Annotated in this window: 21 protein-coding genes and 1 pseudogene; 7 read left to right on the forward strand and 15 right to left on the reverse strand. The window is 68.1% G+C overall.

Going from position 1 to position 26,479, the window contains the following annotated elements; genetic code table 11:
• Positions 1-8 precede the first annotated feature (8 nt).
• Both NQ204_RS04340 and NQ204_RS04345 read left to right on the forward strand, forming a co-directional pair.
• Complete coding sequence (locus NQ204_RS04340; RefSeq protein ID WP_256643179.1) at positions 9-1,619, forward strand: carboxyl transferase domain-containing protein; 1,611 nt, start codon at positions 9-11, stop codon at positions 1,617-1,619.
• An 8-nt stretch (positions 1,620-1,627) separates the two neighbouring features.
• Positions 1,628-3,643 carry an acetyl/propionyl/methylcrotonyl-CoA carboxylase subunit alpha gene (locus NQ204_RS04345; RefSeq protein WP_488192340.1) on the forward strand — a complete coding sequence of 672 codons (2,016 nt, stop codon included), beginning with the start codon at positions 1,628-1,630 and terminating at the stop codon, positions 3,641-3,643.
• Positions 3,644-3,667: 24 nt separating this feature from the next.
• Here NQ204_RS04345 and NQ204_RS04350 read toward each other — a convergent pair whose 3' ends face one another.
• Positions 3,668-4,870 (reverse strand): putative peptide maturation dehydrogenase, encoded by a 1,203-nt coding sequence (locus NQ204_RS04350; RefSeq protein WP_116864844.1) that lies wholly within the window; start codon positions 4,868-4,870, stop codon positions 3,668-3,670.
• Between the two features lie 135 nt (positions 4,871-5,005).
• Here NQ204_RS04350 and NQ204_RS04355 point away from each other — a divergent pair, with 135 nt between their 5' ends.
• Entirely contained in the window at positions 5,006-5,305 is a 300-nt protein-coding gene (locus NQ204_RS04355) for an NHLP-related RiPP peptide (protein WP_108767344.1), read from the forward strand.
• On the opposite strand, the gene NQ204_RS04360 is transcribed toward NQ204_RS04355, so the two are convergent.
• From NQ204_RS04360 to aceB, 4 genes are all read right to left on the reverse strand, one after another.
• The gene (locus NQ204_RS04360; protein ID WP_256643181.1) at positions 5,292-7,817 is read right to left on the reverse strand and encodes a putative peptide modification system cyclase; all 2,526 of its coding nucleotides are present in this window, start codon (positions 7,815-7,817) and stop codon (positions 5,292-5,294) included. The two genes, NQ204_RS04355 and NQ204_RS04360, sit on opposite strands and share 14 nt — an antisense overlap.
• 15 nt (positions 7,818-7,832) lie before the next feature.
• Complete coding sequence (locus NQ204_RS04365) at positions 7,833-8,873, reverse strand: GGDEF domain-containing protein (protein ID WP_256643182.1); 1,041 nt, start codon at positions 8,871-8,873, stop codon at positions 7,833-7,835.
• 251 nt (positions 8,874-9,124) lie between these two features.
• The gene (gene aceA, locus NQ204_RS04370; RefSeq protein WP_256643183.1) at positions 9,125-10,426 is read right to left on the reverse strand and encodes an isocitrate lyase; all 1,302 of its coding nucleotides are present in this window, start codon (positions 10,424-10,426) and stop codon (positions 9,125-9,127) included.
• Between the two features lie 69 nt (positions 10,427-10,495).
• Complete coding sequence (gene aceB / locus NQ204_RS04375; RefSeq protein WP_256643184.1) at positions 10,496-12,133, reverse strand: malate synthase A; 1,638 nt, start codon at positions 12,131-12,133, stop codon at positions 10,496-10,498.
• Positions 12,134-12,243: 110 nt separating this feature from the next.
• Here aceB and NQ204_RS04380 point away from each other — a divergent pair, with 110 nt between their 5' ends.
• Both NQ204_RS04380 and NQ204_RS04385 read left to right on the forward strand, forming a co-directional pair.
• The gene (locus NQ204_RS04380; RefSeq protein ID WP_116864850.1) at positions 12,244-13,212 is read left to right on the forward strand and encodes a LysR family transcriptional regulator; all 969 of its coding nucleotides are present in this window, start codon (positions 12,244-12,246) and stop codon (positions 13,210-13,212) included.
• A gap of 312 nt (positions 13,213-13,524) precedes the next feature.
• On the forward strand, positions 13,525-14,433 hold the full coding sequence (locus NQ204_RS04385; protein ID WP_108767338.1) for a LysR family transcriptional regulator: 909 nt from the start codon (positions 13,525-13,527) through the stop codon (positions 14,431-14,433).
• Positions 14,434-14,520: 87 nt separating this feature from the next.
• Here NQ204_RS04385 and NQ204_RS04390 read toward each other — a convergent pair whose 3' ends face one another.
• The 7 genes from NQ204_RS04390 to arfB all read right to left on the reverse strand — a co-directional run bounded on the left by NQ204_RS04390 (position 14,521) and on the right by arfB (position 21,030).
• Positions 14,521-15,777: an MFS transporter gene (locus NQ204_RS04390; protein WP_256643185.1), complete on the reverse strand. Its 1,257-nt coding sequence runs from the start codon at positions 15,775-15,777 to the stop codon at positions 14,521-14,523.
• A 121-nt stretch (positions 15,778-15,898) separates the two neighbouring features.
• Positions 15,899-16,525: a signal peptidase I gene (gene lepB, locus NQ204_RS04395; RefSeq protein ID WP_116865400.1), complete on the reverse strand. Its 627-nt coding sequence runs from the start codon at positions 16,523-16,525 to the stop codon at positions 15,899-15,901.
• A 168-nt stretch (positions 16,526-16,693) separates the two neighbouring features.
• A complete protein-coding gene (locus NQ204_RS04400) occupies positions 16,694-17,140 on the reverse strand; it encodes a hypothetical protein (RefSeq protein WP_049467841.1) in 447 nt (148 codons plus the stop codon).
• A 3-nt stretch (positions 17,141-17,143) separates the two neighbouring features.
• Entirely contained in the window at positions 17,144-17,539 is a 396-nt protein-coding gene (locus NQ204_RS04405) for a hypothetical protein (protein ID WP_256643186.1), read from the reverse strand.
• A gap of 183 nt (positions 17,540-17,722) precedes the next feature.
• The gene (gene dcp, locus NQ204_RS04410) at positions 17,723-19,879 is read right to left on the reverse strand and encodes a peptidyl-dipeptidase Dcp (protein ID WP_116865277.1); all 2,157 of its coding nucleotides are present in this window, start codon (positions 19,877-19,879) and stop codon (positions 17,723-17,725) included.
• A 112-nt stretch (positions 19,880-19,991) separates the two neighbouring features.
• Entirely contained in the window at positions 19,992-20,594 is a 603-nt protein-coding gene (locus NQ204_RS04415; RefSeq protein ID WP_116865276.1) for a lysophospholipid acyltransferase family protein, read from the reverse strand.
• A gap of 4 nt (positions 20,595-20,598) precedes the next feature.
• Entirely contained in the window at positions 20,599-21,030 is a 432-nt protein-coding gene (gene arfB, locus NQ204_RS04420) for an alternative ribosome rescue aminoacyl-tRNA hydrolase ArfB (RefSeq protein WP_108767332.1), read from the reverse strand.
• 134 nt (positions 21,031-21,164) lie between these two features.
• Between arfB and NQ204_RS04425 the strand changes: the two genes are divergently transcribed.
• Positions 21,165-21,692 (forward strand): DUF2059 domain-containing protein, encoded by a 528-nt coding sequence (locus tag NQ204_RS04425; protein WP_116865274.1) that lies wholly within the window; start codon positions 21,165-21,167, stop codon positions 21,690-21,692.
• A 104-nt stretch (positions 21,693-21,796) separates the two neighbouring features.
• On the opposite strand, the gene NQ204_RS04430 is transcribed toward NQ204_RS04425, so the two are convergent.
• The 3 genes from NQ204_RS04430 to NQ204_RS04440 all read right to left on the reverse strand — a co-directional run bounded on the left by NQ204_RS04430 (position 21,797) and on the right by NQ204_RS04440 (position 24,986).
• The gene (locus tag NQ204_RS04430) at positions 21,797-22,534 is read right to left on the reverse strand and encodes a pseudouridine synthase (protein WP_116865273.1); all 738 of its coding nucleotides are present in this window, start codon (positions 22,532-22,534) and stop codon (positions 21,797-21,799) included.
• A gap of 164 nt (positions 22,535-22,698) precedes the next feature.
• Positions 22,699-24,354 carry a ubiquinone biosynthesis regulatory protein kinase UbiB gene (gene ubiB, locus NQ204_RS04435; RefSeq protein WP_116865272.1) on the reverse strand — a complete coding sequence of 552 codons (1,656 nt, stop codon included), beginning with the start codon at positions 24,352-24,354 and terminating at the stop codon, positions 22,699-22,701.
• The gene (locus NQ204_RS04440; protein ID WP_256643187.1) at positions 24,351-24,986 is read right to left on the reverse strand and encodes a ubiquinone biosynthesis accessory factor UbiJ; all 636 of its coding nucleotides are present in this window, start codon (positions 24,984-24,986) and stop codon (positions 24,351-24,353) included. The genes ubiB and NQ204_RS04440 overlap by 4 nt, the downstream gene beginning before the upstream one ends.
• 353 nt (positions 24,987-25,339) lie before the next feature.
• Here NQ204_RS04440 and ddlA point away from each other — a divergent pair.
• Positions 25,340-26,426 (forward strand): annotated as a pseudogene (ddlA, locus tag NQ204_RS04445) (D-alanine--D-alanine ligase).
• Positions 26,427-26,479: the final 53 nt, after the last annotated feature.

Raw genomic sequence — 26,479 nt, forward strand, 5'->3', positions numbered from 1 at the left:
CCACTGCGATGACCGTCCTCAACAGCCAGCTGCAACCGGGCAGCGACACCTTCGAAAGCAACCGCGCCGCCATGCAGGCCGTGGTCGATGACCTGCACGCCACGCTGGCGCGCACCGCGCTGGGCGGCAACGAGGCCGCGCGTGCCAAGCACACCGCGCGCGGCAAGCTGCTGGTGCGCGACCGCATCGACGCCCTGCTCGACCCCGGCAGCGCCTTCCTGGAAATCGCGCCGCTGGCCGCGCACGGCATGTACGAAGACGCCGTGCCCGCCGCAGGCGTGGTGGCCGGCATCGGCCGCGTCAGCGGCGTGGAATGCGTGATCGTGGCCAACGACGCCACGGTCAAGGGCGGCACCTACTACCCGATGACGGTGAAGAAGCACCTGCGCGCGCAGGAGATCGCCGAGCAGAACCACCTGCCCTGCATCTACCTGGTCGACTCCGGTGGTGCGTTCCTGCCGCTGCAGGACGAGGTGTTCCCCGACCGCGATCATTTCGGCCGCATCTTCTACAACCAGGCCAACCTGTCCGCGCAGGGCATCCCGCAGATCGCCTGCGTGATGGGCAGCTGCACTGCCGGTGGCGCCTACGTGCCGGCGATGAGCGATGAGACGGTGATCGTGCGCGAGCAGGGCACGATCTTCCTCGGCGGCCCCCCGCTGGTGAAGGCCGCCACCGGTGAAGTGGTGACGGCCGAGGAGCTGGGCGGTGCCGACGTGCACACGCGCATTTCCGGCGTGGCCGACCACATGGCCGACAACGACCTGCAGGCGCTGGCGCGAGTGCGGGCGATCATCGCCCAGCTGAACTGGCGCAAGCCGGAACCGGCGATGGCGGTGCAGCCCAGCGAGGAACCGCTGCTGCCGGCGCACGAGCTGTACGGGGTGATCCCGGCCGATACGCGCAAGCCCTACGATGTGCGCGAAGTGATCGCACGCCTGGTCGATGGCTCGCGTTTCGATGAGTTCAAGCCGCGCTATGGCGCCACGCTGGTCACCGGCTTCGCGCACCTGAACGGCTACCCGATCGGCATCATCGCCAACAACGGCATCCTGTTCTCCGAGTCGGCGCTGAAGGGCGCGCACTTCATCGAGCTCTGCACCCAGCGCAACATCCCGCTGGTGTTCCTGCAGAACATCACCGGCTTCATGGTCGGCCGCAGGTACGAACAGGGCGGCATCGCCAAGGACGGGGCCAAGCTGGTGATGGCCGTGGCCTGCGCCAAGGTGCCCAAGTTCACCGTGGTCATCGGCGGCTCGTTCGGTGCCGGCAACTACGGCATGTGCGGCCGCGCCTATTCGCCCAACTTCCTGTGGATGTGGCCCAACGCCCGCATCGGCGTGATGGGTGGCGAGCAGGCCGCCAGCGTGCTGGCCACGGTCAAGCGCGATGGCATCGAAGCCAAGGGCGGGCAGTGGCTGGCGGCGGAAGAAGACGCCTTCAAGGCGCCGATCCGCGACCAGTTCGAACAGCAGGGCCACCCCTACTACGCCAGTGCGCGCCTGTGGGATGACGGCGTGATCGATCCGGTCGACACCCGCCGTGTCCTGGCCCTGGCCCTGTCGGCCAGCCTCAACGCCGCCCCGCAGCAGACGCGCTTCGGCGTGTTCCGCATGTGACCCGTGCCATGACCGAGCAAGCTCCCATGAAGCCCGTCGCCATGTTCAGCAAAATCCTCATCGCCAACCGTGGCGAGATCGCCTGCCGCGTCATCGCCACCTGCCGCCGCCTGGGCATCGCCACCGTGGCGGTGTATTCCGATGCCGACCGCAACGCGCGCCACGTGCGCCTGGCCGACGAGGCCATCCACATCGGCGCGGCTGCCGCGCGCGAAAGCTACCTGCGCGGCGACATGCTGCTGGAGGCCGCACGCCTGGCCGGCGCGCAGGCGATCCACCCCGGTTACGGCTTCCTGTCCGAGAACGCCGATTTCGCCGATGCCTGTGCCGCCGCCGGCATCACCTTCATCGGCCCGCCGGCCAGCGCCATCCGCGCGATGGGTGACAAGAGCGCGGCCAAGGCGCTGATGGCCAAGGCCGGCGTGCCACTGACGCCCGGCTACCACGGTGACCAGCAGGAGCCCGCGTTCCTGCGCGCGCAGGCCGATGCCATCGGCTACCCGGTGCTGATCAAGGCCAGCGCCGGCGGCGGTGGCAAGGGCATGCGCAAGGTCGAACGCAGCGAAGACTTCGTCGATGCGCTGGCCAGCTGCCAGCGCGAGGCCGCCTCGGCCTTCGGCAACGACCACGTGCTGGTGGAAAAGTACGTCGAGCGCCCGCGCCACATCGAGATCCAGGTGTTCGGCGATTCCCACGGGGATGCGGTCTACCTGTTCGAGCGCGACTGCTCGGTGCAGCGCCGCCACCAGAAGGTGCTGGAAGAAGCCCCGGCACCGGGCATGAGCGCCGAGCGCCGTGCAGCGATGGGCAAGGCCGCGGTCGATGCCGCGCGCGCCGTGGGCTATGTCGGGGCGGGCACGGTGGAGTTCATCGCCGGCCCGGACGGCGATTTCTACTTCATGGAAATGAACACCCGCCTGCAGGTCGAACACCCCGTGACCGAGTACATCACCGGCACCGACCTGGTGGAGTGGCAGCTGCGCGTAGCCGCTGGACAGTCGATGCCGCTGCGCCAGGAACAGCTGGCCATCCACGGCCATGCCATCGAAGCACGCCTGTATGCGGAGGACGCCGACCGTGGTTTCCTGCCGTCCACCGGCACCCTGCGCCGCCTGCGCCTGCCGATGCCCTCGGCGAACGTGCGCGTGGATACCGGGGTGGAAGAAGGCGACAGCATCACCCCGTACTACGATCCGATGATCGCCAAGCTGATCGTCTGGGACGTGGACCGCGAGGCCGCGCTGCGCCGCATGAGCCAGGCCCTGGCCGACTGCCAGGTGGTGGGCGTGACCACCAATGCCGGTTTCCTGCGTCGCTTGGTGAACACCGATTCGTTCGCTCACGCGGAGCTCGACACCGCGCTGATCGAACGCGAACAGGCCGCGCTGAGCGCCGTGGGCGATAGCGACGATGCGCTGTGGCAGCTGGCGGCCATCGCCGCCGTGGCCAGCACCGCGCGTGCGGGCAGCGATGCACGCGATCCGCATTCGCCGTGGCAGGCGCAGGACGGTTGGCGCCTGGGTGCTTCGGCACCGCGTGTGCTGCCGCTGCAGCAGGGCGAGCGCAGGCACACGCTGAAGGTATGGGCGCAGGCCGAGGGCTGGCGCGTGCAGCGCGATGATGCTGCACCGGCCATGGTGCTCGGCAGCGCCGATGGCCAGCGCCTGAGCGTGCAGCTGGACGGTCGCCGCTGGCAGCTGCAGCTGCTGCGCGAAGGCGACCAGCTGTATCTGTTCGGCGCCGATGGCCAGCACCGCTTCACCCTGCACGATCCGGTCGGTGAATCAGACAACGCCACCGCCGATGCCGGCAGCCTGCTGGCACCGATGCCGGGCAGGATCGTGGCCACCCTGGTCGAGGCCGGTACGCAGGTGAAGCGCGGCACGCCGCTGGTGGTGCTGGAAGCGATGAAGATGGAGCACACCCTGCAGGCCCCGGCCGACGGCACGGTGAAGGGCTATCGCGCCAAGGCAGGCGACCAAGTGGGCGACGGCGCCGTACTGGTGAACTTTGAAGCCGCTTGAGACGTGGAAAGGACGGACGCGCGCTCAGCCGGCGCGCGTCCAGACCTCGCCGGCCGGGTCCAGCTCGGCCGTTTCCATGCTTGCCGCGCGCCAGCCGAAACCACACATCGCCAATGCGCCCTGCTGGACCGGGTCCAGCTGCAGCACCGGTTCCAGGCAGCGCTCGTTGATCGCGCCGGTGATGAAGGCGCCCAGGCCCAGGTCGGTGGCCGACAGGTACATCGTCTGCGACAGGTGCCCCGCCTCGAGCGCGACCACGCGGTAGCCCTTGGCGTGGCGGCGGTACTTCCAGAACGTGCGGTCGAAGCGCGGCACCAGGGTCACCAGGCAGTGCGCATTGGCAAACCAGTGCTGCTGGCCCAGTGCTTCCATGGCGAACGCACGCAGTCCCATCGGCGGATCCGGCAGGCGCAGCAGGCGGTGCCCGTCCAGCAGGTAGCGATACACACCCGGCGCCACACCGTCCACGTTCTGCACCACCAGGTACGCCTCGGTGGGATGCAGGCCGCCGCCGGAGGGGCTGCTCTTCTTCTGGAAACGCAGGTCATCGCTGACCTGCACATGGGCGCGTGCACCGAACACACGCGCCAGCATGGTGGAGAACAGCGCCATCGGCAGTGGCCGGTGCTCATCGAAGTTGCGGCAGGTCGCGCGCCGCGCCAGCAGCGCATCGAAAGCGGTATCGTCCTGCAGCGGCAGCACCTGGCTTTCGGCATCCACCGCCACCGCCGTCGGTGCCGGCGGCGGCCCCAGTACGTCACGCATGCCCACGGCCGTATCGGTACCGGAGTCGCGCGTGTTCTTCACGGCATCGACGCCATCCCACCGCGTGAACGCATGCAGCACCGCCGCCAGCGGATGCCAGTACGCCTCGCGCTGACGATCATCGGCCTGGCGGACCTGCAGCGCCGCGTCATCGGCGGGTGATGCACTGACCAGCAGGCCCTGGCGCAGCAGCGCCTCGCACGCGGCAAGTTCGTCCTCGTCCGTGGGCAGGTCCTGCCACTGGGTGGGGCCGATACGGCCCAGCAGCTCGCGCTGTGCGGCATCCACGTCCACCGGCTCGCCCAGATGGGGCGCCAGTGCCACCCAGCGCATCTGGCGGCGGATGCCGTTGCCGCCGGAGAGCAGGTCCTGCAGATCGAAGTCGGCGCTCTCGCGCGGTTCCAGCAGCAGGATCTCGCAACGTCGGATGCGGGCGGAAGACACGGCAGAATCTACGGACATGACATCGGATTCGAAAGGGCGCAGTTCACTAGCGGCCGCCGCCGACGGAACTTCATCGCGCACTCAAGTGCGGGCTGCGTGGGCCGATCTAACAGCGCTTGTCCACTTCTTCCGTCGCCGTTCCCGAGGTTCTTCGTGTCCCTGCCTACCCTGCCCGCGCCGATCGCCATGGCGCTGATCTGCGCGCTCGCTGAAGACGATGCGTTCCGCGCGCTGTTCGCTTCCAACCCTGCCTCTGCCCTGGTCAGCCTTGGCCTGCCCGCCGCTGATGCGGAACTGCTGAAAGTGTGCTGCCACGTCAACCAGCTGGCCTCCAAGGAAGCCATCCACGATGCCAAGCAGGAACTGCAGACAATGCTGACCCGGGAGCTCGGTCAGCTGGTTCCGGCGCTGGATGCCAGCCCGGGCCCGGGCTGGACCCTCAAGGGACCGTAATCGCGGCCGCCGTCGGCTCCGGCCGGCGGCGCAGCGTGGCAGCCACGCCTGCGGCGCGGTTGCTGTCGAGGACGTTGAGCGGCTGCAGGCAGTACGCGCAGTCCAGCTCGGCATAGGCACGGCCGCGGTTGCCGGCCAGGTAGTCCGCCTGCGCGAGTGCCTGCGCGTTGGCGCCCTTGGCCAGGTACGCATCCATCGCGGCCACGCGGGTCTGGAAGCTGGCCTGCCCGGTCAACCAAGGCGCCAGCATCGCCAGCGCCTCATCCGGCTTTTTCTGGTGCGTGGCCAGGCTGGCGCGTACCACGGCCATCGTTTCCGCAACCGGCGGCTGACCCAACACCTCATTGATCGAGGACAAGCGGGCAAGCACCCGCTCCACCAGCGCGGTGTCACCCATCCGCACCGACAACAGGGCCGACGCCAGTGCCACCATCGCGTCATCGCCACCGTCGGCCGGGGCCCGGTTGTCGACCCGTCGCAGAGCGCTGTCCACGTTGTGGCGCAGCTGTGCACGCGTTGCGTCATCATCGCCGGCGCCCAACAGCGCGGTTGCCAGAGGCACCAGCATCACCTGATGGTCGAACCCTGACGCGCTGGCGAACTGCGAGTTGCCATCGCGGGCGATCTGCACCGCGTGCGTCCACTGCTTGCGGTCGACAGCGATGCTGGTGCGTTCGATGACCACGTGGCGGGACGGTGCCGCGCGATCGAGCAGCGATTCTGCAGCCGCATAGTTGCGCAGGCTGGCCTCGGCCGACCCCAGGTAGCGGTTGCTGGCGGTGCGCCCGCCATCGATGGCGCGCTTGAAGGCCTGGCGGGCGCCGGTGACATCGCCACGCGCCACCAGGATGCGCCCCAGGAGATCGTGCGCCACGTTGCTGAGTTCAAACCGCGGATCCGCTGCCTGCCGCGCGTAGGGCAGCGATTCCTCGAACCGGTTTTCCGCATAGAGCCACAGGGCTGCGTTGTACTGCGCGGCGAAGTAGTCCGGATACAGGCTGGACAGGCGCCGCCATGCATCGGAGGCCTGCCCGCGGTCGCGCAGCGTTGCCGCCCACGCATCCAGATAGAGTGCCTCGCGTGTGGGCAGGCGGCGCTTGAGGCTCTTGGCGGTGTCCACCGCCTGCATCGCTCCGGAAAGATCATCCACCGCGAAGCGCGCACGGACCTGCGCCATCCAGGCCAGGGCAAATTCCGGATCCAGCTCCACCGCCTGCTGGAACATGGCCAGCGCACCCTGGTAGTCGTTGCGGGCGTAAAGCTTCTGCCCGAGCGAATAGGCGCGCAACGCATCCAGGCTGCCGGTGGTGACCGCAGGCAGCGGCGCAGAATCCTGCTCGACCTGGTCCAGGGTCTCGCCCAGGCGGCTGCGCAGTCGCGCCACCACGTCATCGGTGGAAGCGAGCAGGGATTCCAGGCCACGGCCATCGGCAGATTCGACGGCAAGCGTGGCACGGCTGGCCGGATCCACCACGCCCACGCTCAGGCGCAGGCGACCGCCGGCTTCGGACAGCGTTGGCATCAACACCACCCGCGCGCCCACGCGCTGGGCGATCTCGGATGCATTGTTCGCGTCCAGCGGCGCATCCAGCGAGGCGCGCATCTGCTGCAGCACGCTGCGCGCTTTCAGGTCGCTGATCACGTTGACGTAGCGCGACTGTTCCAGGCTGATGCGCAGAGCCTGCTGGGTGGAACCATCCAGCAGGGTCTCACCGGTCAGGTTGCGCAGATCGCCGACCACCACCCAGTCGCGCTCGGCGAAGGCGATGGCCGGTTGCGGCCGGGTCAGCAGCCAGCCGCCGACCAGCAGCGCCGCGGCCAGGGTGACTTCGGCCGTCATCACCAGCGGCCGCCGCCAGACCGGGATGTCACGCGATGCCTTCGCGGTCTGTCGCGGGCGCCCCAGACCGCGCGTCGCCGGGTCGTGCAGGCCGAACACTTCCATCGACTGCGCCACGCCCTTGAAGCGCCAGCGCCCGAAGGACTTCCACTTCAGGCCCTGCGTCGCCTCGCCCAGATCACCAGCGGCGCGGCGCACCATCGATTCGGCGGTGGCCGACACCAGGAACTGGCCGGGCTGCGCCAGCTGCATCAGGCGCGCGGCCATCGGCTTGGCCAGGCCTTCCACTTCCACCGGCTTGGCACCCAGCGCGATCGACTCGGCGCTGTTGTTCCACAGCAGCACTTCACCCACGTGCAGGCCGATGCGTGCGCGCAGCAGGATGTTGCGCTTGCCGCCCAGCGCCTGCAGGCCGCGCTGGTAATCCAGGCCGAAACCGAGGGCATCCACCGGGCGTTCGAACAGCATGAACAGACCATCGGAGCGGTCGATCTGCTGGCCGTTCCAGCGCTGCTGCAGGGCCATCACCAGGCGGTCATGGTCCTGGAACAGCTCAGCCGCAGCAGCGTCTCCCATCCGTTCCACCAGCAGGGTGGAATCGCACAGATCGGTGAACAGCAGGGCACGCAGCTGCGTGGTATGCGGAGTCGATGTTCCGGAATCGCCGTTCATCGCCACAGTCTCCGCTCACTGTCCGTCCGTAGGGTCGGCCCAATGCAGGCAGTTGCCGCCGGCGCGCTTGGCCCGGTACAGCGCACGGTCCGCGCCTGCATACCATTCACTCCAGTCCGCATCGGCCGCCAGCAGGCTGACGCCGATGCTGGCCGGGGTGACGTGCGGTGTGCCATGGCTGCGCTCGAGCAGGCCGTGCACCGCGCTGAGGATGAACTCAGCCGCGTGCTGGGCCGCCTCGCGATCGGCATGGCGCAGGATCAGGCAGAACTCATCACCGCCCAGGCGGCAAGCCAGGTCGTGCTCGCCGGCCATCGAGCGCAGGATGTTGCCCATGCTCTGCAGCACGCGGTCACCGGCCTGGTGGCCGTGGCGGTCGTTGACCAGCTTGAAGCGGTCGCAGTCGATCAGCAGCAGCGCCTGCGGCGCGCCCTGCGGCTGGCTGCGGCATTCCTGCAGGTACAGGGTCAGGCCGCGGCGGTTGTGCAGGCCGGTCAGTTCATCGGTACGCACCAGCTCGCGCGTGTGGGTCAGCTGATGGGTGGTGATGTAGAGGTTGTCCAGCGCGGTTTCCAGATCGTGGTTGCGCCGGCGCAGCTGGCTGATCAGGGCCTGTTCGTTGGTCAGCACGCGCATGATCGTGCGGCGCAGGAAGTAGGCCACCATCCCTGGATCGGATTCGACCAGGCAATGGAAATCGGCCGGGCCCAGTTCAAGCACGTGGCAATCGTCGATGGCACGGGCGCCGGCACTGCGCAGGTGGTCGCCCACCAGCAGGCCGAGTTCACCGAAGAACTCATATCGTCCCAGCGTCTTGGTCACCAGGTCGTCGCCGAAATCCAGTTCGATCAATCCTTCCACGATGACGTACATGCCATCGCCGCGGTAGCCGCGGTGGAACAGCCATTGCCCGGCCTCGACCTTCAGCGGCCTCGCGAAGCGCGCAAAGAGGGCGACTTCGGCGTCCGACAACAGGGCGTGCACGATCTCGGCCATCGCCACTTGGGCGATACCGGTTGTCATGTCGATGTTCTCGGCCGCACCCCTGCCGGTCATTCCCCGCCGCCAGCGTCCCCTGGTGAAAGCGGAGCATAGCAGTGAATCAAACTGTGCGCGTCTTCTCATTTTTCATGAAGACATCACGATCGGGACCGAACAGGCGGGCAACCCGTATTCATGAGGGCAGCTCAGGGGCGGCGGCACCCCCGGAGACAACAACGCCGGCAGGTCCCCGACCTGCCGGCGTCGTCTGGCCCTTCCCTGGCCACCCTGATGGGTTCGAAGGCCCGGGTAGAGTCGAGGTTGGGTCAGGCGGCGCGCTCGCTGCGGCCGCCATGGAACTGTTCTTCCTCGGTCGAGCCGGTCAGCGCGGTGGTGGACGACTGGCCCTGCTGGATGGCCTGGGTGACCGCATCGAAGTAGCCGGTGCCGACCTCGCGCTGGTGCTTGACCGCGGTGAAGCCACGCTCGGCCGCTTCGAACTCGGCTTCCTGCAGTTCCACGAAGGCGCTCATCTGCCGGCGTGCATAGCCGTGGGCCAGGTTGAACATGCCGTAGTTCAGCGCATGGAAGCCGGCCAGGGTGATGAACTGGAACTTGTAGCCGTAGCTGCCCAGCTCGCGCTGGAATTTGGCGATGGTGGCGTCGTCCAGGTTCTTCTTCCAGTTGAAGCTGGGCGAGCAGTTGTAGGCCAGCAGCTTGCCGGGAAACTTCGCGTGGATCGCCTCGGCGAATTTCCGTGCGAATTCCAGGTCCGGCTTGCCGGTCTCGCACCACACCAGGTCGGCGTAAGGGGCGTAGGCCAGGCCGCGGCTGATCGCCTGGTCCAGGCCGTTGCGGGTCTTGTAGAAGCCTTCCACGGTGCGCTCGCCGGTGGTGAACGGCTGGTCGTTGTCGTCGATGTCACTGGTCAGCAGGTCGGCCGCTTCGGCATCGGTGCGCGCCACCAGCAGGGTCGGCACGCCCAGAACGTCGGCAGCCAGGCGCGCGGCGTTGAGCTTCTCGATGGCCTCGCGGGTTGGCACCAGCACCTTGCCGCCCATGTGCCCGCACTTCTTCACCGAGGCCAGCTGGTCCTCGAAGTGCACGCCGGCGGCACCGGCTTCGATCATCGCCTTCATCAGCTCGAAGGCGTTGAGCACGCCGCCGAAGCCGGCCTCGGCATCGGCCACGATCGGCTGCAGGAAGTCGATGTCATCCTTGCCTTCGGCATGGTGCAGCTGGTCGGCACGCAGCAGCGTGTTGTTGATGCGCTTGACCACTGCTGGCACCGAATCGGCCGGATACAGCGACTGGTCCGGGTACATCTGCCCGGCCAGGTTTGCATCGGCCGCCACCTGCCAACCGGACAGATAGATCGCCTTCAGCCCAGCCTTCACCTGCTGCATGGCCTGATTGCCGGTCAGCGCGCCGAGCGCGTTGACGAAGTCGCGCTCATGCAGCGATTTCCACAACTTTTCCGCACCCAGCCGGGCCAGCGAATGCTCGATATGGACGGTGCCACGCAGGCGCACCACGTCGGCGGCGCTGTAGTTGCGCTGGATGCCTTCCCAGCGCGGGTGGGTGTCCCAGTCGTGCTGGATCTGTTCGGCAGTGGGCAGGGTGCTCATGTCTTTCTCCAGTTCGGTGTTGTAGAGCCGGGCGCTGCCCGGCTGGGATGGATTCGGGGAAGCAGGCCGTCAGTCGATGCGCGCGTAGGCCGGCAGGGTCAGGAAATCGGTCAGTTCGTCGCTGCGGCTCAGTTCGCCCAGCAGCGCGATGGCCTCGCCGATGCGGGCGCCACCGGGCAGCGCGCGGGTATCGCCCAGCCGTGCCGGCAGCTGGGCCAGGGCGGTGTCGAGCAGGGCCAGGTCGATGGCGGTGCCGTCGTCCAGCTGCTGGCCCGGCGTGTGCAGCCACTGCCACAGCTGGCTGCGGCTGATCTCGGCGGTGGCCGCGTCTTCCATCAGGTGGTGGATGGGCACGCAGCCGTTGCCATCCAGCCACGCGGCCAGGTAGCGCACGCAGACTTCGACGTTGCCCTCGAAACCGGCGCGGGTGATGCTGCCCGGCGGCCGCGCGATCAGTTCATCGCGGCCCACCCGCACGTCCTGGCGCAGCACCTGGTGCTGGTTCGCGGTGGGCATGTGTTCGTCGAAGATGGCCATCGCCACCGGGATCAGCGCCGGGTGCGCGACCCAGGTGCCATCGTGGCCGGCACTGACTTCGCGCAGCTTGTCGGCGCGCACGCGAGCCATGGCCTGTTCGTTGGCGGCGGCATCACTGTTGATCGGGATCTGCGCGGCCATGCCGCCCATCGCATGCGCGCCACGGCGGTGGCAGGTCTGGATCAGCAGTTCCGAATAGGCCTTCAGGAACGGCTGGGTCATGGTCACCTGGCCACGCTCGGGCAGCACGCGGTCGGCGTGGCGGCGGAAGGTTTTCAGGTAGGAAAAGATGTAATCCCAGCGGCCGCAGTTGAGGCCGACGATGCGCTCGCGCAGGGCGTGCAGGATCTCGTCCATCTCGAACACCGCCGGCAGCGTTTCGATCAGCACCGTCACCTTGATCTGGCCGTGCGGCAGGCCGAGCATGCCTTCGATGTGCGACAGCGCGGTCTCCCACAGCGCGGCCTCTTCCATGCTCTGCAGCTTGGGCAGGTAGAAGTACGGACCGCGGTCCCTGGCCTGCAGCGCGCGGGCATTGTGGAAGGCGAACACCGCCGCATCGAACAGGCCGCCGGCGATGAACTGGCCATCGACGCGCACGTGCTTCTCGTCCAGGTGCCAGCCGCGCGGGCGCACGATCAGCACCGCCTGCTCCTCAAAGGGGCGCAGGGTGTAGTGCTTGCCCGGCTTGCCGTTGGCGGCCGGCGCGGTGAACTCCAGATCGCCACGCACGGCGGCCGCCAGCGCCTGCTGCCCGGCCAGCAGATTGCGCCAGGTCGGCGAGGTGGAATCCTCGAAGTCGGCCATGAACACCTTGGCACCGGAGTTCAGCGCATTGATGACCATCTTCGGATCGGTCGGGCCGGTGATCTCGACGCGGCGGTCCTGCAGCGCGGCCGGCAACGGCGCCACGCGCCAGTCGCCGCTGCGGATCGCGGCGGTGTCGCCGCGGAAGTCCGGCAGGCCGCCCTGGTCGAAGAACGCTTGGCGCTCGCGGCGGGCCTGCAGCCGCGCCTGCCGGCCCGGTTCCACCGCCCGGTGCAGCGAGACCAGCAGGGCCAGCAGCGGTGCCGGCAGCACGGTCTCCTGACCAGCCACGCGGGTCGCCAGGGCGATACCGGGGGTGGCCTTGGCAGAGGTGGAGGAAACGGCGGAGGCAACGGCGGACATGGGGCGACTCCAGCGGTGGGGGAACGCCCCCAAAGTGCCGCCCACACGGAGTATTTGGCAAAACAGTTTTTGCAATGCTTTACATAAGTTGTGCTAATACTTATGACGCCATGACCACGCGCAGCCCGCCAAGTCCTCGTTTTTCCTACAAATCCGACAGGCTGAAGCCGCTGCGGGCGTTCTGCCAGACGGTGCGGCTGGGCTCGGTCTCACGAGCGGCTGAGGCGCTGTTCGTCAGCCAGCCGGCGATCAGCCTGCAGCTGCAGGCACTGGAACGTGAGCTGGGTGTGCCGCTGTTCGAGCGCAGCGGGCGTCGCCTGGTGCCCAGCCGCGAGGGCCAGGTGCTGTACGAAATGGCTCAGCCGCTGGTGGAAAGCCTGGACGGGCTGGAAGCGCGCTTCCGCGACAAGGTGCGCGGGCTGGATGCGGGCGAGCTGAACATCGCGGCCAACAGTTCGACCATCCTCTACCTGCTGCCGAAGATCGTCGAACGCTTCCGCCTGCACCATCCGGACGTACGCCTGACCCTGCACAACGCGATCAGCGCCGATGGCACCGACCTGCTACGCGAGGACGCGGCCGACCTGGCGATCGGGTCGATGACCGACGTGCCGGCCGACCTGACCTATGCGCCCGCCTATCGCTTCGAGCAGGTGCTGATCGCGCCGCACGACCATCCGCTGGCCAGCAGTGGCGAACTGGAACTGGCCGACATTGCGCGCTACCCGCTGGTGCTGCCGCCGAAGCGGCAGATCACCTACCGGCTGGTGGACCAGGTGTTCCAGCGCCACCGCATCGCCTACACGGTGGCGCTGGAGGTGGGCGGCTGGGAGGTGATCAAGCAGTACGTGGCGATGGGCATGGGCATTTCGATCGTGCCGGCGCTGTGCCTGCACGAGAGCGATCACGCGCGGTTGGCGGCGCGGTCGATGAAGCGCTGGTTCCCGGAGCGCAGTTACGGAGTGATCGTGCGGCGGGGCAAGGCGTTGTCGGCGCAGGCGCGGGCGTTCATCGAGCTGATCCAGCCGGAGCTGTTCAGCCCGCGCGATTACGACCAGAGCGGGCATTCGGAGCGGTGAGGGTGTTCTGGGTTGCAGGGCTGCCGCCCTGCACCTGCAGAGGCCGAAGCAACGGCAACGTCAACAGCAACAGCGGGCATTCCGTGGGATGGCGGGATGGGTCCGGTTGCGGGGGACGCCGTAAACCCGTCCATGGGGGCTTGGTCGCGGCATCCATGCCGCTCACACCCCCGCAACCGGACCCACCCCGCCTTCGACAGTTGGTCGCTGCTGTTGGTGCCAGCTGCTGTTGGTGGGTGCCGACCGTTGGTCGGCACGGGATCGGATCCCATCTCTGATTCATTTCCGGCTGACGATGAATAAAATGGCCCCATGTCCATCGAACTCCGTCACCTGCGCTACTTCCTCGCTGTCGCCGATACGCTGCACTTCGGCCAGGCGGCGGAGCGGTTGGGCATGTCGCAGCCGCCGCTCAGCCAGCAGATCCGCCAGCTCGAGGAACTGATCGGGGCGCGCCTGTTCGTGCGCAGCCATCGCCGGGTGCAGCTGACGGCCGCAGGTGAACTGCTGCAGGAGCGGGCGCGGGCCATCGTGCAGCAGGTGGAAACGGCGGTCGATGAGGTGCAGCGCGCGCAGCGCGGTGAGCAGGGCGAGCTGCATATCGGCCTGACCCGGGCTACGCCGCTGTCGCCGCAGATTCCGCGGTCGATCCTGCAGTACCGGCAGCAATACCCGCAGGTACGGCTGCAGCTGAGCGAGATGAACACCCTGCAGCAGATCGATGCGCTGCTCGATGGCAGCCTGGACGTGGGCATCATCCGCAAGCGTGCGCTGCCGCCGGAACTGGTGGCGCACAGCCTGTTCGTCGATCCGCTGGCGTTGATCGTGCACGCCGACCACCCTGCCCTGCGCCGGCTGTCGAAGCAGGGCACGCTGGCGCTGCGTGATTTCGCCCAGGAGCCGTTCGTGGCGTTCCGCCGCAGTGCCGGGGCCGGCATCCACGACCACATGATCGCGCTGTGCGCGGCGGCGGGGTTCACCCCGCGCATCGTGCAGGAGGCGGGCGAGGCATCGACGCTGATCAGCCTGGCGGCGGCCGGTCTGGGTGCGGCGATCCTGCCGTCGTCGTGCGACCACATCCGGGTGGAAGGCGCGCGCTTCGTGCCGCTGGCCGACGCCGGGGCACATTCGGAAGTGCAGCTGGCCTGGCGCCGCGAAGGGGTGACGCCGTTGATCCGCAATTTCGCCGGATTGCTGCGCGGGGCGTTCGCGGGCGGGTGATGCGCCGCGCTGCGCGCTCGCCGGGCATGGCCCGGCGCTACCGCCGACCCATCGACACAGATAACGCCGGGCCATGCCCGGCGGACCTCAAGCGGTAACCGGCTGCGGGGCGCGCTGCTGCAGGGCCCAGATGATGCCGCCGCCGAGCAGGGTCAGCACGCCGGTGAACACGCACACGCCCAGCCAATCCCACGCGGCATAGGCCAGGCCACCGACGGCGCCGAGCACGCTGCTGCCCAGGTAGTAGGCGAACAGGTATAGCGCCGAGGCTTCGGCACGCATCGAACCGGCGCGGCTGCCGACCCAGCTGCTGGCCACCGAGTGGCCGCCGAAGAAACCGAAGGTGACCAGGGCAATACCCAGCGCCATCGTGGTCAGCCACGGCATCGACAGCAGCACGATGCCGGCACCGATCAGGCCGAAGGCAATGGTCAGCACGCGGCCGCGGCCGTAGCGCGTGGCCTGCTGGCCCATCCAGGCCGAGCTGAAGGTGCCGACCAGGTACACGCTGAAGATCAGCCCGACCACGGTCTGGCTGAGGTGGTACGGCGGCGCCAGCAGGTGGTAGCCCAAGTAGTTGTAGAGAGTGACGAACACGCCCATCAGCACGAACGAGGTGGCGAACAGCCACGGCAGGCCCGGATCGGCGAACAGCGTGCGCCAGCGCGAGGGCAACTGGCGCAGGCCACCACGGCGGGCCTGGAAGTGCCGCGACGGCGGCAGCTGCAGCCACAGCAGCACGGTGCTGGCCACGGCGATGATCGAGACCGCGCCGATGCCCCAGCGCCAGCCCCAGTGGTCGGCGATGATGCCGGCCAGCAGGCGCCCGCTCATGCCACCGATGGCGTTGCCACCGATGTACAGGCCCATCGCCAGCCCAAGCGCGCGGCTGTCCATTTCCTCCACCAGGTAGGTCATCGCCACCGCCGGCACCCCGCTCAGGGCCAGGCCCAGCAGCGTGCGCAGCACCAGCATCGTGGTCCAGTCATCGACCAGCGCGGTGCACAGCGACAGCAGGGCCGAGGCCATCAGCGCGGCGATCATCATCGGCCGGCGGCCGATCGCATCGGACAGCAGGCCGGCCAGCAGCATGGCCACGGCCAGGGTGCCGGTGCTCAGCGACAGCGACATCGCGCTGCCGGCGGCGGACACCCCGAAGTGGCGGCTGAACTCGGGCAGCAGCGGCTGCACCGTGTACAGCAGGCCGAAGGTCGAGAACCCCGCCAGGAACAGCGCGACCGCCGTGCGCCGGAACGCCGGGGTGCCCTGCTGGATGCGGGTATCGACAACGGAATCGGAGGTGCGGGGGCGGCCGCTGAGGGACGCCGCAGTTTCGCCAGTCATGGGATCGAAGGGCCGTGGGGGCGGCCGACGTGGGGGATACGGGGACCAGCGTAGGCCCCTCGATCCAGTCGATCCATAACCTGATAAGTCAGGATCGATATGCAGAACGTATCACTTCAGCTTAGAGGTGCTTCCACTTGAAGCCATCGCCGCGACGGTAGTAGATGGCCACGGCGCGGCCGTAGACCTTGCCGGCGTCGACGAAGCCGAAGAAGCGGCCATCGAAGCTGTTGCCGCGGTGGTCGCCCAGCACCAGCAGCTTGCCGTCGGGCACCACCAGGTCGGCGATGTCGGGGCCACCGCCCATGTCGAGGTCGAGCTGGGCCTGGCGCTCGCCGAAGGCTTCGGTGTCGCGCAGGTCGGCGATCTGCAGGGGCTGGCCGTTGATGGCCAGGTGGCCGCCATGCAGCTGCACGTGGTCACCGGCCACGGCCACCACGCGCTTGATCAGGCGGGTGCCATCGGCCGGCGAATCGAACACGGCCACTTCGCCACGCTGGGGGGTACCGGTGGCCAGCAGCTGCTGGCTGGTGAACGGCAGGCGCAGTCCGTAGGCGCGCATGTCCACCACCACGCGGTCGCCGGGCTGCAGGGTCGGCTGCATCGAGCCGCTGGGCACCACGTAGTGGTTGGCCAGGGTGTCGCGGGCGGCGGCGAGCAGGCCGAGCATGACCAGCAGCGGCAGCGCTTCCTTCTTCAGCCAGGTGAGCGCGCGTTCGGCAAACGGGGGGCGGGCGGCGGCGTCCATGACAGGTTCCGGTGGGTGGAAGCTGGGTCAGACCTGCGGCAGGCGCGGGAGGTTCCCGGTAGCGCCGGGCCATGCCCGGCGAGCGCGCAGCGCGGTCACTCCTGCCATCCGCCGGGCATGGCCCGGCGCTACCCGGCACGTAAACGAGGGATCCGGCCCTGGCGCTCGTCAGGTGCCGACGTGCACGCGGTTGGCGTGCTCGGCCAGGCCGAGGTGGTCCAGGGCGATGTCCAGCGCCAGCACGTAGCTCTGCGCGCCGTAGCCGGCGGCGATGCCCAGTCGCTGGCCGACACCGGCCGGCAGGCACGGCTCGGCCACGGCGCCATCGTCGTGCACTTCCACGTAGGCGTTGTGCAGGTACGGCAGCAGGCGTTGCAGGCGCAGGCTGCCGGCACAGGCACCGGGGTCGAGCAGGGTTACTTCGCCACGGCTGTGGTCGGCTACGCGCAGCGCGTCCAGCAGCTCCTGTTCCGAACCGCAGGCGCGGATCGCCACGCTGGTGCCGGCATCGATCGCGCGGTGCACCAGCGATTTCAGCACTGGGGCGGGCAGCGGCAGGGCTGTGCGGATCAGCGTGCCGGCGGCCTCCGGGCCACGGATGATGAAGATCGACATGGCTCAGTCCTCCTGCGCCAGGCGACGGCCGACGATGGCCAGCGACAGCGGGTAGCCGGCCTGCTGGCTGCGCTGGTCGACCACCACCGCGGCCGGGCCGTGCTGCAGGCGCAGGCGTGCATCCAGGCCCGGTGCGTGCGGGGCCTGCAGTTCGATGTACGAGGCAGGCATGCGCTCCAGTGCCGCCTGCAGGGCGCCGCCCTCGGCCTGCCACTGCGCGTCGTCGACCACGCCTACGTCCAGCAGCACCCAGTCATCGGCCTGTGCCTGGCACAGGCATTGGCGCACATCGGACAGGCTGGCGCAGTCGTTGCACAGCACGCGATGGCCACACAGTTCCAGCGGAAGCTGCGGGCGCGGCGCCGACGACGGCGCGTGCCGGATCACCAGGAGGGTCATACACCACCTTGCACAAAGCGCCCTGCGGCGCGGTAGGCACACGATGCGCGTGCAGGCCGTAAAGGTGCGATGCCGGGGGAGGGCGTGGCGCGTAAAAGGTGCGTAACTGCTTCTGTAGAGTCGAGCATGGCTCGACTCTACATAAAGAAAAACGGCGGGGTTGCCCCCGCCGTTTTCTGTTTCTTATTTCAGCCCGCGGAACTTCAGCAGCGGTTCCACCGACGGGTCCTTGCCGCGGAAATCGCGGTACAGGGTCGACAGTTCCACGCTGTTGCCGCGCGAGAGGATCTTGTCGCGGAACTCCTGGCCGTTGGCCGCCGTCAGGCCACCGTGTTCGGTGAACCACTGGTAGGCGTCATGGTCCAGCACTTCGGCCCAGAAGTAGGCGTAGTAACCGGCCGAGTAGCCGCCGCCCCAGATGTGGTCGAAGTAGGTGGTGCGGTAACGCGGCGGGACCTGCGGCAGGTCGACCTTGAACTTCTTCAGCGCGCTGGCTTCGAAGGCGCCCACATCCTGCAGCGGGGCATCGGCCTTCTGCGTGTGCCAGGCCAGGTCAAGCAGTGCGGCCGACAGGTACTCGGTGGTCGCATAGCCCTGGTTGAAGCTGCGTGCCTTGAGGATCTTGTCGACCAGTTCCTGCGGCATCGCTTCGCCGGTCTTGTAGTGCTTGGCGTAGTGGGCGAAGACCTTCGGGTCCAGCGCCCAGTGCTCGTTGAACTGCGAGGGGAACTCGACGAAATCGCGCGAGGTGGCGGTGCCGGCGATCGACGGGTACTTCACGTTCGAGAACATGCCATGCAGGGCGTGGCCGAACTCATGGAACATGGTGGTGACGTCGTCGAAGCTGATCAGCGCAGGCTGGCCATCGGCCGGCTTGGTGAAGTTGCAGACGTTGTAGACCACCGGCTTGGCACCGGTCAGGCCGTCCTGCTCGACGAACACGTCCATCCAGGCGCCGCCGGACTTGGTGTCACGCTTGAAGTAGTCGGTGTAGAACAGGGCCAGCGAGGTGCCGTCCTTGTCGAACACTTCGTACACCTTCATGTCCGGGTTGTAGGTCGGAATGTCGGTGCGCTGCTTGAAGGTGATGCCGTACAGCTGGGTGGCGGCGTAGAAGACGCCGTTCTGCAGCACGTTGTCCAGTTCGAAGTACGGCTTGACCTGCGATTCGTCCAGGTCGTACTTGGCCTTGCGGACCTGCTCGGCGTAGAAGTCCCAATCCGAGGCGGCAACCTGGAAGCCACCCTTCTGGGCGTCGATCACCTTCTGGATCTCACCGGCTTCGGCACGGGCCTTGGCGGTGGCGGCCGGCACGGTGTCGGTCAGCAGCTTCAGCGCCGCGGCCGGGGTCTTGGCCATCTGGTCGCCCAGCTGGTAGTCGGCGAAGGTCTCGAAGCCAAGCAGCTTGGCCTTCTGCGCACGCAGCTGCGCCAGGCGCTGCACGGTCTCGCGGGTGTCGTTCTTGTCGCCACGCTCGGCACGGGTTTCCGAGGCCTTCAGCACGGCAGCGCGCTGGTCACGGTCGCTCAGCGAACCGAGCACCGGCTGCTGCGTGGTGTTCTGCAGCGGCAGCACGAACTTGCCATCGAGCTTGCGATCCTTGGCGGCGTTGGCCGCGTTGTTGATCGCGTTCTCGTCCAGGCCGGCCAGCTTGGCCTTGTCGTCGACGACCACGGCCGCCGCAGCGGTGGCGGCCACCAGACGGGTGTGGAACTGGGTGGAGAGGGTGGTCTCTTCCACGTTGAGCTTGCGCAGGCTCGCCTTGTCGGCGTCGGACAGCTGCGCGCCAGCGCGCACCAGACCGTCGTAGTAGTGCTCGACCAGGCGCTTCTGCACCGGGTCCAGCTCCAGCGTGTCACGCTGGTCGTACAGCGACTTCACGCGGGCGAACAGCTTCGGGTCGAGGTTGATCTCGTCCTGGTGCGCGGCCAGCTTCGGGGCGATGTCTTCCTGGATCTTCTGGCGCGCTTCGGTGCCATCGGCCTGGACCAGGCCGAAGAAGATGCGCGACACGCGGTTCAGGGTCTCGCCGCTGCGCTCCATCGCCACGATGGTGTTGTCGAAGGTGGCCGGCTCGGCGTTGTCGGCGATCTTGCGGACTTCGGCCAGATGCTGGCGCATGCCTTCTTCGAAGGCCGGCGTGTAGTCGCTGTCCTTGATCTTGTCGAACTGCGGCGCCTGGAACGGCAGTGTGCTGGCGCTGAGCAGCGGGTTGGTGGAGGCTTCGGCCGGCTGCTGGGCCGGGGCTTGCTGTGCATCGGACACGGGGGTGGACTCCTTGCCGGAACAGGCCGCCAGCGCCAGGCTGATGGCGGCGGCCAGGACTACGGTACGCGACATGTAAAAACGCTCCTTGGGCGGACGGTATGGGATACCAGCCCTCCACCCTACTCCTGTCGCGCTCGCCCGGCATGTGCCGGACGTGGCGCCTCGGTTGCCGGCCGTGGCCGGCTCAGACCGTGCCGCGGGTCTTGCCCATCCAGGGCCGGTAGAACTCACGGATGGCGGCCATGTCGGCGGCATCATCGCCGGTCGGCTGGAACAGCGGGCCGATGCCGATGGTCTTTTCCGGGTAGTGGAAATAGGCGGCCAGGATCGGCACGTCGGCCATCCGGGCGATCTTCAGGAAGCCGGCCTTCCAGTCCTTCACGGCCTTGCGGGTGCCTTCGGGGGTGATGGCGAACCACATCTTCTCGTTGTTGCGCAGCAGGTCCACGGCCTGGCCGACGGTGCCCTGCGGCGCGCTGCGGTCCAGCGGGATCACGCCCAGCTTGTGCAGCAGCGGGCCCAGCGGCCACCAGAACAGCGAGGCCTTGCCCAGCACCTTCACCTTCATGCCCAGCGCGATCTTGGCCGCCATCCCCCACAGGCCGTCCCAGTTGGACGAATGCGGAGCGATGATGAAGACCACCCTGGGAACGTTGGGCAGGGTGCCGACCACCTTCCAGCCGCCCACACGCAGGGTGCAGCGTGCCAGCCAGCGCAGGAAGGCGTTGGGTTTGACCTGCGGCATCTGCGGCGGCACGGCCGGCAGCAATGAATTCGGCTTGTTCAAGCAATCACTCCCAGTCACGTGATGAGCGACCGCGCTTGATCTGCGCGCGCCCGCGTTTGGCGTCCAGACGACGCAGTTTCGACCCGTGGGTCGGCTTGGTGGCCTTGCGTGGTTTGGGCACGCTCAACCCGGCCTGGATGAAGGCCGCCAGCCGCTCGCGCGCATCCTCGCGATTGCGATCCTGGGTCCGGAACCGTTGCGCGTCGATGACCAGCACGCCTTCGCCGGTCATCCGCCGGTCACGCCGCGCCAGCAAGCGCTCACGCAACGGGTCGGGCAACGAGGGCGAGTTGGCCACGTCGAAACGCAGTTCCACTGCGGTGGAAACCTTGTTGACGTTCTGCCCGCCGGCACCACTGGCACGCACGAACCGCTCGACGATCTCGCCGTCGGGGATTTCAAGCTGCGCGCTGATGGTGACCGGTCCACTGCCCATCCGCGCATTGTAGCGGCAGCCGCGTTGCCGTGGCTGCCATCGCGCACCGTATGCCGCCGATCAGGCACCGAACACGTCGCCTTCGCCTGTGCAGCGGGTATGCTGGCCATCCCATGTACCGCAGGAAGCTTCGCATGACCCGCTTCATTCCCGCCCTGTCCACCGGCCTGCGCCGTACCGTGCTGCTGCTGGCACTGGCAGCGGCCAGCACGCCGGCCCTGGCCGCGGCACCCACCGATGCCGACATCAACCGCCTGCTGGCCGCCTCGCGTGCGCAGAGCCTGCTGGACGGCATGCTGCCGCAGCTGGAGACGATGCAGCGCCAGCAGTTCGAAGACATCGCCCGGCAGCGCCAGCTGACCCCGCAGCAGACCGAACAGCTGCAGCGCATGCAGCAGCGCACCACCGCCACCCTGACCAAGGCGCTGTCCTGGCAGCAGCTGCGGCCGATGTACGTGGATCTCTACAAGAAGAGCTTCAGCAAGGAAGACGTGCTGGCGATGGCCGAGTTCTACGAGAGCTCGGCCGGGCAGAGCCTGCTGGACAAGACCCCGCTGCTGATGCAGAACGTGATGATCGCCATCCAGGAAAAGATGAAGCCGCTGATGGCCGACCTGGAGAAGGACATGCAGGCGATCCTCAACGAGCCGGAAACCAAGTGAAGCGGTAGCGCCGGGCCATGCCCGGCGAGCGAGAAGCGCGGCCGCTTCAGTTGAATGGGGTCAGAGCCCTTTCCCTGCGGGAAAGGGATCCGACCCCGGATCGGTTACGGCACCTGCCAGCCGAACAGGTCCAGCGCCTTCTGGAATTCACCGTCCACCGGCGCGCGCACGTCCACCGTGCCGCCATCGGGGTGCGGGAAACGCAGGCGTTCGGCGTGCAGCAGCATGCGGTGTACGCCCTGCATGCGGAAATTGCGGTTGTGGCGCCCGTCACCGTGGCTGGTATCGCCGATCAGGTGATGCGAGAGGTGCTTGAGGTGGCGGCGGATCTGCCGGAAGCGGCCGGTCTGCGGCTGGCAGCGCAGCAGCGCATAGCGCGAACTGGCGAAGTCGCCCACCGGCACTGACAGCTCGCCGGTGGCCAGGCGCTGGAAATCGGTCACCGCCGGCTTCTTCACCGGCTTGCCGGGGCCGCCGTCCAGGTCGTGGTCGACCTGCCAGGCCTCCTCGGCCGGCCAGCCACGGCAGATGGCCAGGTAATCCTTGCTGACCTCGCCGCCCATCAGCGCCTTGCCCAGCACGCTGGCGGTGTCGCGGTCGAAGGCCAGCAGCAGGCAGCCACTGGTGGCGCGGTCCAGGCGGTGCACCAGGAAGATCGGCCGACCCAGCTGCTCGCGCAGGCGGTCGGCGAGGAAATCGTCTTCGCCACGGGCCAGCTTGCTGTCATGGACCATCAGCCCGGCCGGCTTGTTGACCACGGCCAGGCGCTCGTCCAGATGAAGCAGCTGCAGGGGGGCGGTTTCGATCTCGACCGCGGCGAGGGTGTCAGGTTCGGTGCTCACCGGTGGATTATCGGTGATGGGGGACCGTGCGTACACGGCACGCGAATCCGGTGGATGACGACCGTTGGTCGTCACCTGTGTCGGGCCGACTGTCTGCTTGATGGCTGATGGGAGAGCGTGACGACCAACGGTCGTCACCTACCAGAGCGGATGACGCGCGTTGCTCACCGCCACCACGCGCGGGCCAGGGCGAAGGCCCCCACCGCGGCGGCACCCAGGCTCAGCACCGGCAGGTCGCCCCAGTACCAGCCCGGCGGCTGCAGCACGTACATCAGCGTGGCGATGGCCAGCAGGCCGACGCCGGTGATGGCACCGACCGCGCGCTTCTGCAGGCGCTGCAGGCTGGCATCGAGGGTGACCAGGTCACGCGAGCGCATCGCCAGTTCGTGGCGGCCTTCCACCTGCTGGGTCAGCCAGGCGTGCACCAGGCGCGGCATGTCCGGCGCGTGGGTCATGATTTCCGGCAGGCGCTTGCCGATCTCGCGCACGACCCGGCGCGGGCTGTAGCGCTCGCGCAGGATCTTCGCCAGCACCGGCTTGGCCACCGCCCAGATGTCGATCTGCGGGTCCAGCTGGCGGCCCACGCCTTCGATGTTCAGCAGGGTCTTCTGCAGCAGGATCAGCTGCGGCTGCAGGGTCAGCTGGTAGCGCTGGGCCACCCGGAACAGCTTCAGCAGCACCTCGGCCAGCGAAATCTGCGAGAGCGGGCGGGTGAAGTACGGTTCGCACACCGAACGCACCGCCGCTTCCAGGTCGTCGATGCGCACGTTGTCCGGCATCCAGCGCGCCTGCACGTGCAGTTCGGCGATGCGGCGGTAATCGCGGTTGAAGATGGCCATGAAGTTCTCGGCCAGGTAGTACTGATCTTCCTGCGAGAGCTGGCCCATGATGCCGAAATCCAGTGCGATGAAGCGCGGGTTGTCGCGGCGCGCCGGATCGGTGTCGACCCAGATGTTGCCGGCGTGCGCATCGGCGTGGAAGAAGTTGTCGCGGAACACCTGGGTGTAGAACACCCGCACGCCCTTGGCGGCCAGCGCCTTGCGGTCGATGCCGGCCTTGTCCAGCGCGACGATGTCATCGGAGGGAATGCCCCACACCCGCTCCAGGGTCAGCGCGCGCTCGGCGGTGTGGCTCCAGATCACTTCCGGCACGTACAGGTCGTCGCTGTTTTCCCAGAAGCGGCGCAGCACGCTGGCATTGGCGCCTTCGCGCTGCAGGTCCAGTTCGGCGGCCAGGGTGTTCTCGACCTCGGCCACCACTTCGCGCGGGCGGATCTTGTCGGCGCGCGGGTGGGTACGCTCGACCAGCGCGGCCAGCGAATTGAGCAGGGCGATGTCGGCGTCGATCTGCTTCTCGATGCCCGGGCGCAGCACCTTCACCACCACCTGGCGGCCATCGCCGAGGGTCGCGGCATGAACCTGCGCGATCGAGGCCGAGGCCAGCGGCTCGGTGTCGAAGCTGGCAAAGGCCTCGCTGACCGGCAGGCCAAGCGCTTCCTCGACGATGCGGCGCGCGGTGTCGCCATCGAAGGGCTTGACCCGGTCCTGCAGCAGGGTCAGTTCGCTGGCCACGTCCGGCGGCACCAGGTCGCGGCGGGTGGACAGGATCTGCCCGAACTTGACGAAGATCGGGCCGAGGTCCTGCAGCGCCAGGCGAAGGCGCGCACCACGCGACTGCGAGGCGATGTCGGCCGAGGCACGCGGTACGAAGGGCTTGGCCAGGCGCAGCCAGCGCTCGGCCGGGGTGCCCTGCAGCAGGTCGTCGAGGCGGTAGCGCAGGATGACGCGGCCGATGCGGTTGGCCCGCAGCAGCGCCTTCATGCGGCACCCCGCAGGCGCTGCACGCGTGCGCCGAGGCGCTCGACATCGTCACGCAACACGTCCACGTCGTCGTGGAAAGCATCCAGTTCGGCACGTGGCACCACGTCGCGCGACTCCTCGGTAATGAATTCGGCGGCGCTGTGGGCCAGATCGATGGCGCCCTGGCGCACGTGCTGCAGGGCGCTGCGCAGGGTGTTGGCGACCTGCACGCCGAGTACTTCGCCGAACACGCTGACGAAGGGCTGCTGCCAGTCGGGGTCGAAGCCCTTGGCCAGCTGCTGCAGGCGGCGCGCCAGTTCGGCATCGCCGGCCACGCGCACGCGGCCCTTGCCGTTGTCGTTGCCGCGGCGGGCGTTGGCCAGCAGCGGCAGCTGGGCAAGCACGCCGGCCAGGCTGCTGCGCACGGCCAGGTCGGCTTCCTGTGCATCCACCGGGCCGACACGCAGCATGTCGCCATCGACGCTGATGCGCATCGCCAGCGACGGTGCGTCCAGGGTCAGGTCGATGTGGCGGCCGTCGAGGCTGGCCAGGGCGTGCCGGGTATCCGGATCCAGCGCCAGTGCGCGGTTCAGTGCGGTCTGCAGGGCACGGCCGGCGACTGGCTTGAGGGACGAGAGCAGGGAGAGAGCCATGTGTGCATTCTACCTGCGTGGGTGGGGGGCTTGGGCCGGGCTGCCGCCCGGCACCTGCAGAGGCACCGGCCTCTGGCCGGCAAGATCAACGTCAAAAGCGGGCTGTCCTTGGGATGGCGGGGTGGGTCCGGTTGCGGGGGACGCTGCAAGTACGTCCATGTAAGCTCGGTCGCCGCATCCATGCGGCTCACGCCCCCGCAACCGGACCCACCCCGCCTTCGGCAGTTTCCCGTGAGCTGTCGGATCCCGTTGCGATGCAACGGGCTCTGACCCCACGGGTGATTCATGCGTGCCTCACCTGGTGGGCCGTGAGAGGTTCATGCTGTGTGGCCTTGTTACACAGGACAACCCGCATGGCACGGACCCGGGTCGGGATCATTTTCGGGGGCATGTCCTCCGAGCACGAAGTGTCGCTGCAGTCGGCGAAGAACATCCTCGATGCGCTCGATCGCGAGCGCTTCGAGCCGGTGCTGGTGGGCATCGACAAGCAGGGCCAGTGGCACCTCAGCCAGCCCGATACCTTCCTGATCAATGCCGATGACCCGGCACGCATCGCGCTGCACCCTTCGGGCACGGCGCTGGCGGTGCGGCCCGGTGCCGGGCAGGCGCAGCTGCAGCCGGTGGATGCGTCCACCGCGCTGGGCCAGATCGATGTGGTGCTGCCCATCGTGCACGGGCCGCTGGGTGAGGATGGCGCGCTGCAGGCATTGCTGCGCATGGCCAACCTGCCCTTCGTCGGTTCGCCGGTGCTGGGCTCGGCGGCGGCGATGGACAAGGACGTGGCCAAGCAGCTTGCTGCGCGATGCGGGGCTGCCGGTGGCGCCGTGGGTGTGCATCCGTCGCCATGAAGCGGCGGACGTGGACGTGCAGGCGCTGATCGCACGACTGGGGCTGCCGCTGTTCGTCAAACCGGCCAACTAGGGCTCGTCGGTGGGGGTCAACAAGGTCAAGCAGGCTGGCGAGTTCGCCGAGGCGCTGCAGCTGGCGCTGCGGCATGACCACAAGGTGCTGGTGGAATCGGCCGTGGTCGGCCGCGAGATCGAGTGCGCGGTGCTCGGTAACGATATGCCGCAGGCCAGTGTCTGCGGCGAGGTGGTGGTGCACGACGAGTTCTATGCCTACGACACCAAGTACATCAACCCCGATGGGGCGGACGTGGTGGTGCCGGCGGCGATCGATGGCGATGCGCAGGCGCGGATCCAGCAGATCGCGCTGCAGGCTTACCAGGTGCTGGAGTGTGCGAGCATGGCGCGGGTGGATGTGTTCCTCACCGCGGATGGGCAGATCGTCATCAACGAGATCAACACCCTGCCCGGCTTCACCCGCATCAGCATGTACCCCAAGCTGTGGGGCGCCAGCGGGTTGGGCTACACCGCGCTGATCACGCGGTTGATTGAACTGGCGCTGGAACGGCACGCGGCCGATCGGGCGCTGGTGTAACGGCCTTCTGTAGAGTCGAGCCATGCTCGACTGCGTTGTGATCAGTCGAGCAC

This window comes from Stenotrophomonas testudinis, from assembly GCF_024499815.1.
Lineage (GTDB): Bacteria > Pseudomonadota > Gammaproteobacteria > Xanthomonadales > Xanthomonadaceae > Stenotrophomonas.

What these genes read in the sequence shown, in the direction of transcription:
- NQ204_RS04340 (WP_256643179.1), top strand. Translation starts at nt 9, where the DNA reads ATGACCGTCCTCAACAGCCAGCTGCAACCGGGCAGCGACACCTTCGAA.
- NQ204_RS04345 (WP_488192340.1), top strand. Translation starts at nt 1,628, where the DNA reads ATGACCGAGCAAGCTCCCATGAAGCCCGTCGCCATGTTCAGCAAAATC.
- NQ204_RS04350 (WP_116864844.1), bottom strand. Translation starts at nt 4,870, where the DNA reads ATGTCCGTAGATTCTGCCGTGTCTTCCGCCCGCATCCGACGTTGCGAG.
- NQ204_RS04360 (WP_256643181.1), bottom strand. Translation starts at nt 7,817, where the DNA reads ATGAACGGCGATTCCGGAACATCGACTCCGCATACCACGCAGCTGCGT.
- NQ204_RS04365 (WP_256643182.1), bottom strand. Translation starts at nt 8,873, where the DNA reads ATGACCGGCAGGGGTGCGGCCGAGAACATCGACATGACAACCGGTATC.
- aceA (WP_256643183.1), bottom strand. Translation starts at nt 10,426, where the DNA reads ATGAGCACCCTGCCCACTGCCGAACAGATCCAGCACGACTGGGACACC.
- aceB (WP_256643184.1), bottom strand. Translation starts at nt 12,133, where the DNA reads ATGTCCGCCGTTGCCTCCGCCGTTTCCTCCACCTCTGCCAAGGCCACC.
- NQ204_RS04380 (WP_116864850.1), top strand. Translation starts at nt 12,244, where the DNA reads ATGACCACGCGCAGCCCGCCAAGTCCTCGTTTTTCCTACAAATCCGAC.
- NQ204_RS04385 (WP_108767338.1), top strand. Translation starts at nt 13,525, where the DNA reads ATGTCCATCGAACTCCGTCACCTGCGCTACTTCCTCGCTGTCGCCGAT.
- NQ204_RS04390 (WP_256643185.1), bottom strand. Translation starts at nt 15,777, where the DNA reads ATGACTGGCGAAACTGCGGCGTCCCTCAGCGGCCGCCCCCGCACCTCC.
- lepB (WP_116865400.1), bottom strand. Translation starts at nt 16,525, where the DNA reads ATGGACGCCGCCGCCCGCCCCCCGTTTGCCGAACGCGCGCTCACCTGG.
- NQ204_RS04400 (WP_049467841.1), bottom strand. Translation starts at nt 17,140, where the DNA reads ATGTCGATCTTCATCATCCGTGGCCCGGAGGCCGCCGGCACGCTGATC.
- NQ204_RS04405 (WP_256643186.1), bottom strand. Translation starts at nt 17,539, where the DNA reads ATGACCCTCCTGGTGATCCGGCACGCGCCGTCGTCGGCGCCGCGCCCG.
- dcp (WP_116865277.1), bottom strand. Translation starts at nt 19,879, where the DNA reads ATGTCGCGTACCGTAGTCCTGGCCGCCGCCATCAGCCTGGCGCTGGCG.
- arfB (WP_108767332.1), bottom strand. Translation starts at nt 21,030, where the DNA reads ATGGGCAGTGGACCGGTCACCATCAGCGCGCAGCTTGAAATCCCCGAC.
- NQ204_RS04425 (WP_116865274.1), top strand. Translation starts at nt 21,165, where the DNA reads ATGACCCGCTTCATTCCCGCCCTGTCCACCGGCCTGCGCCGTACCGTG.
- ubiB (WP_116865272.1), bottom strand. Translation starts at nt 24,354, where the DNA reads ATGAAGGCGCTGCTGCGGGCCAACCGCATCGGCCGCGTCATCCTGCGC.
- NQ204_RS04440 (WP_256643187.1), bottom strand. Translation starts at nt 24,986, where the DNA reads ATGGCTCTCTCCCTGCTCTCGTCCCTCAAGCCAGTCGCCGGCCGTGCC.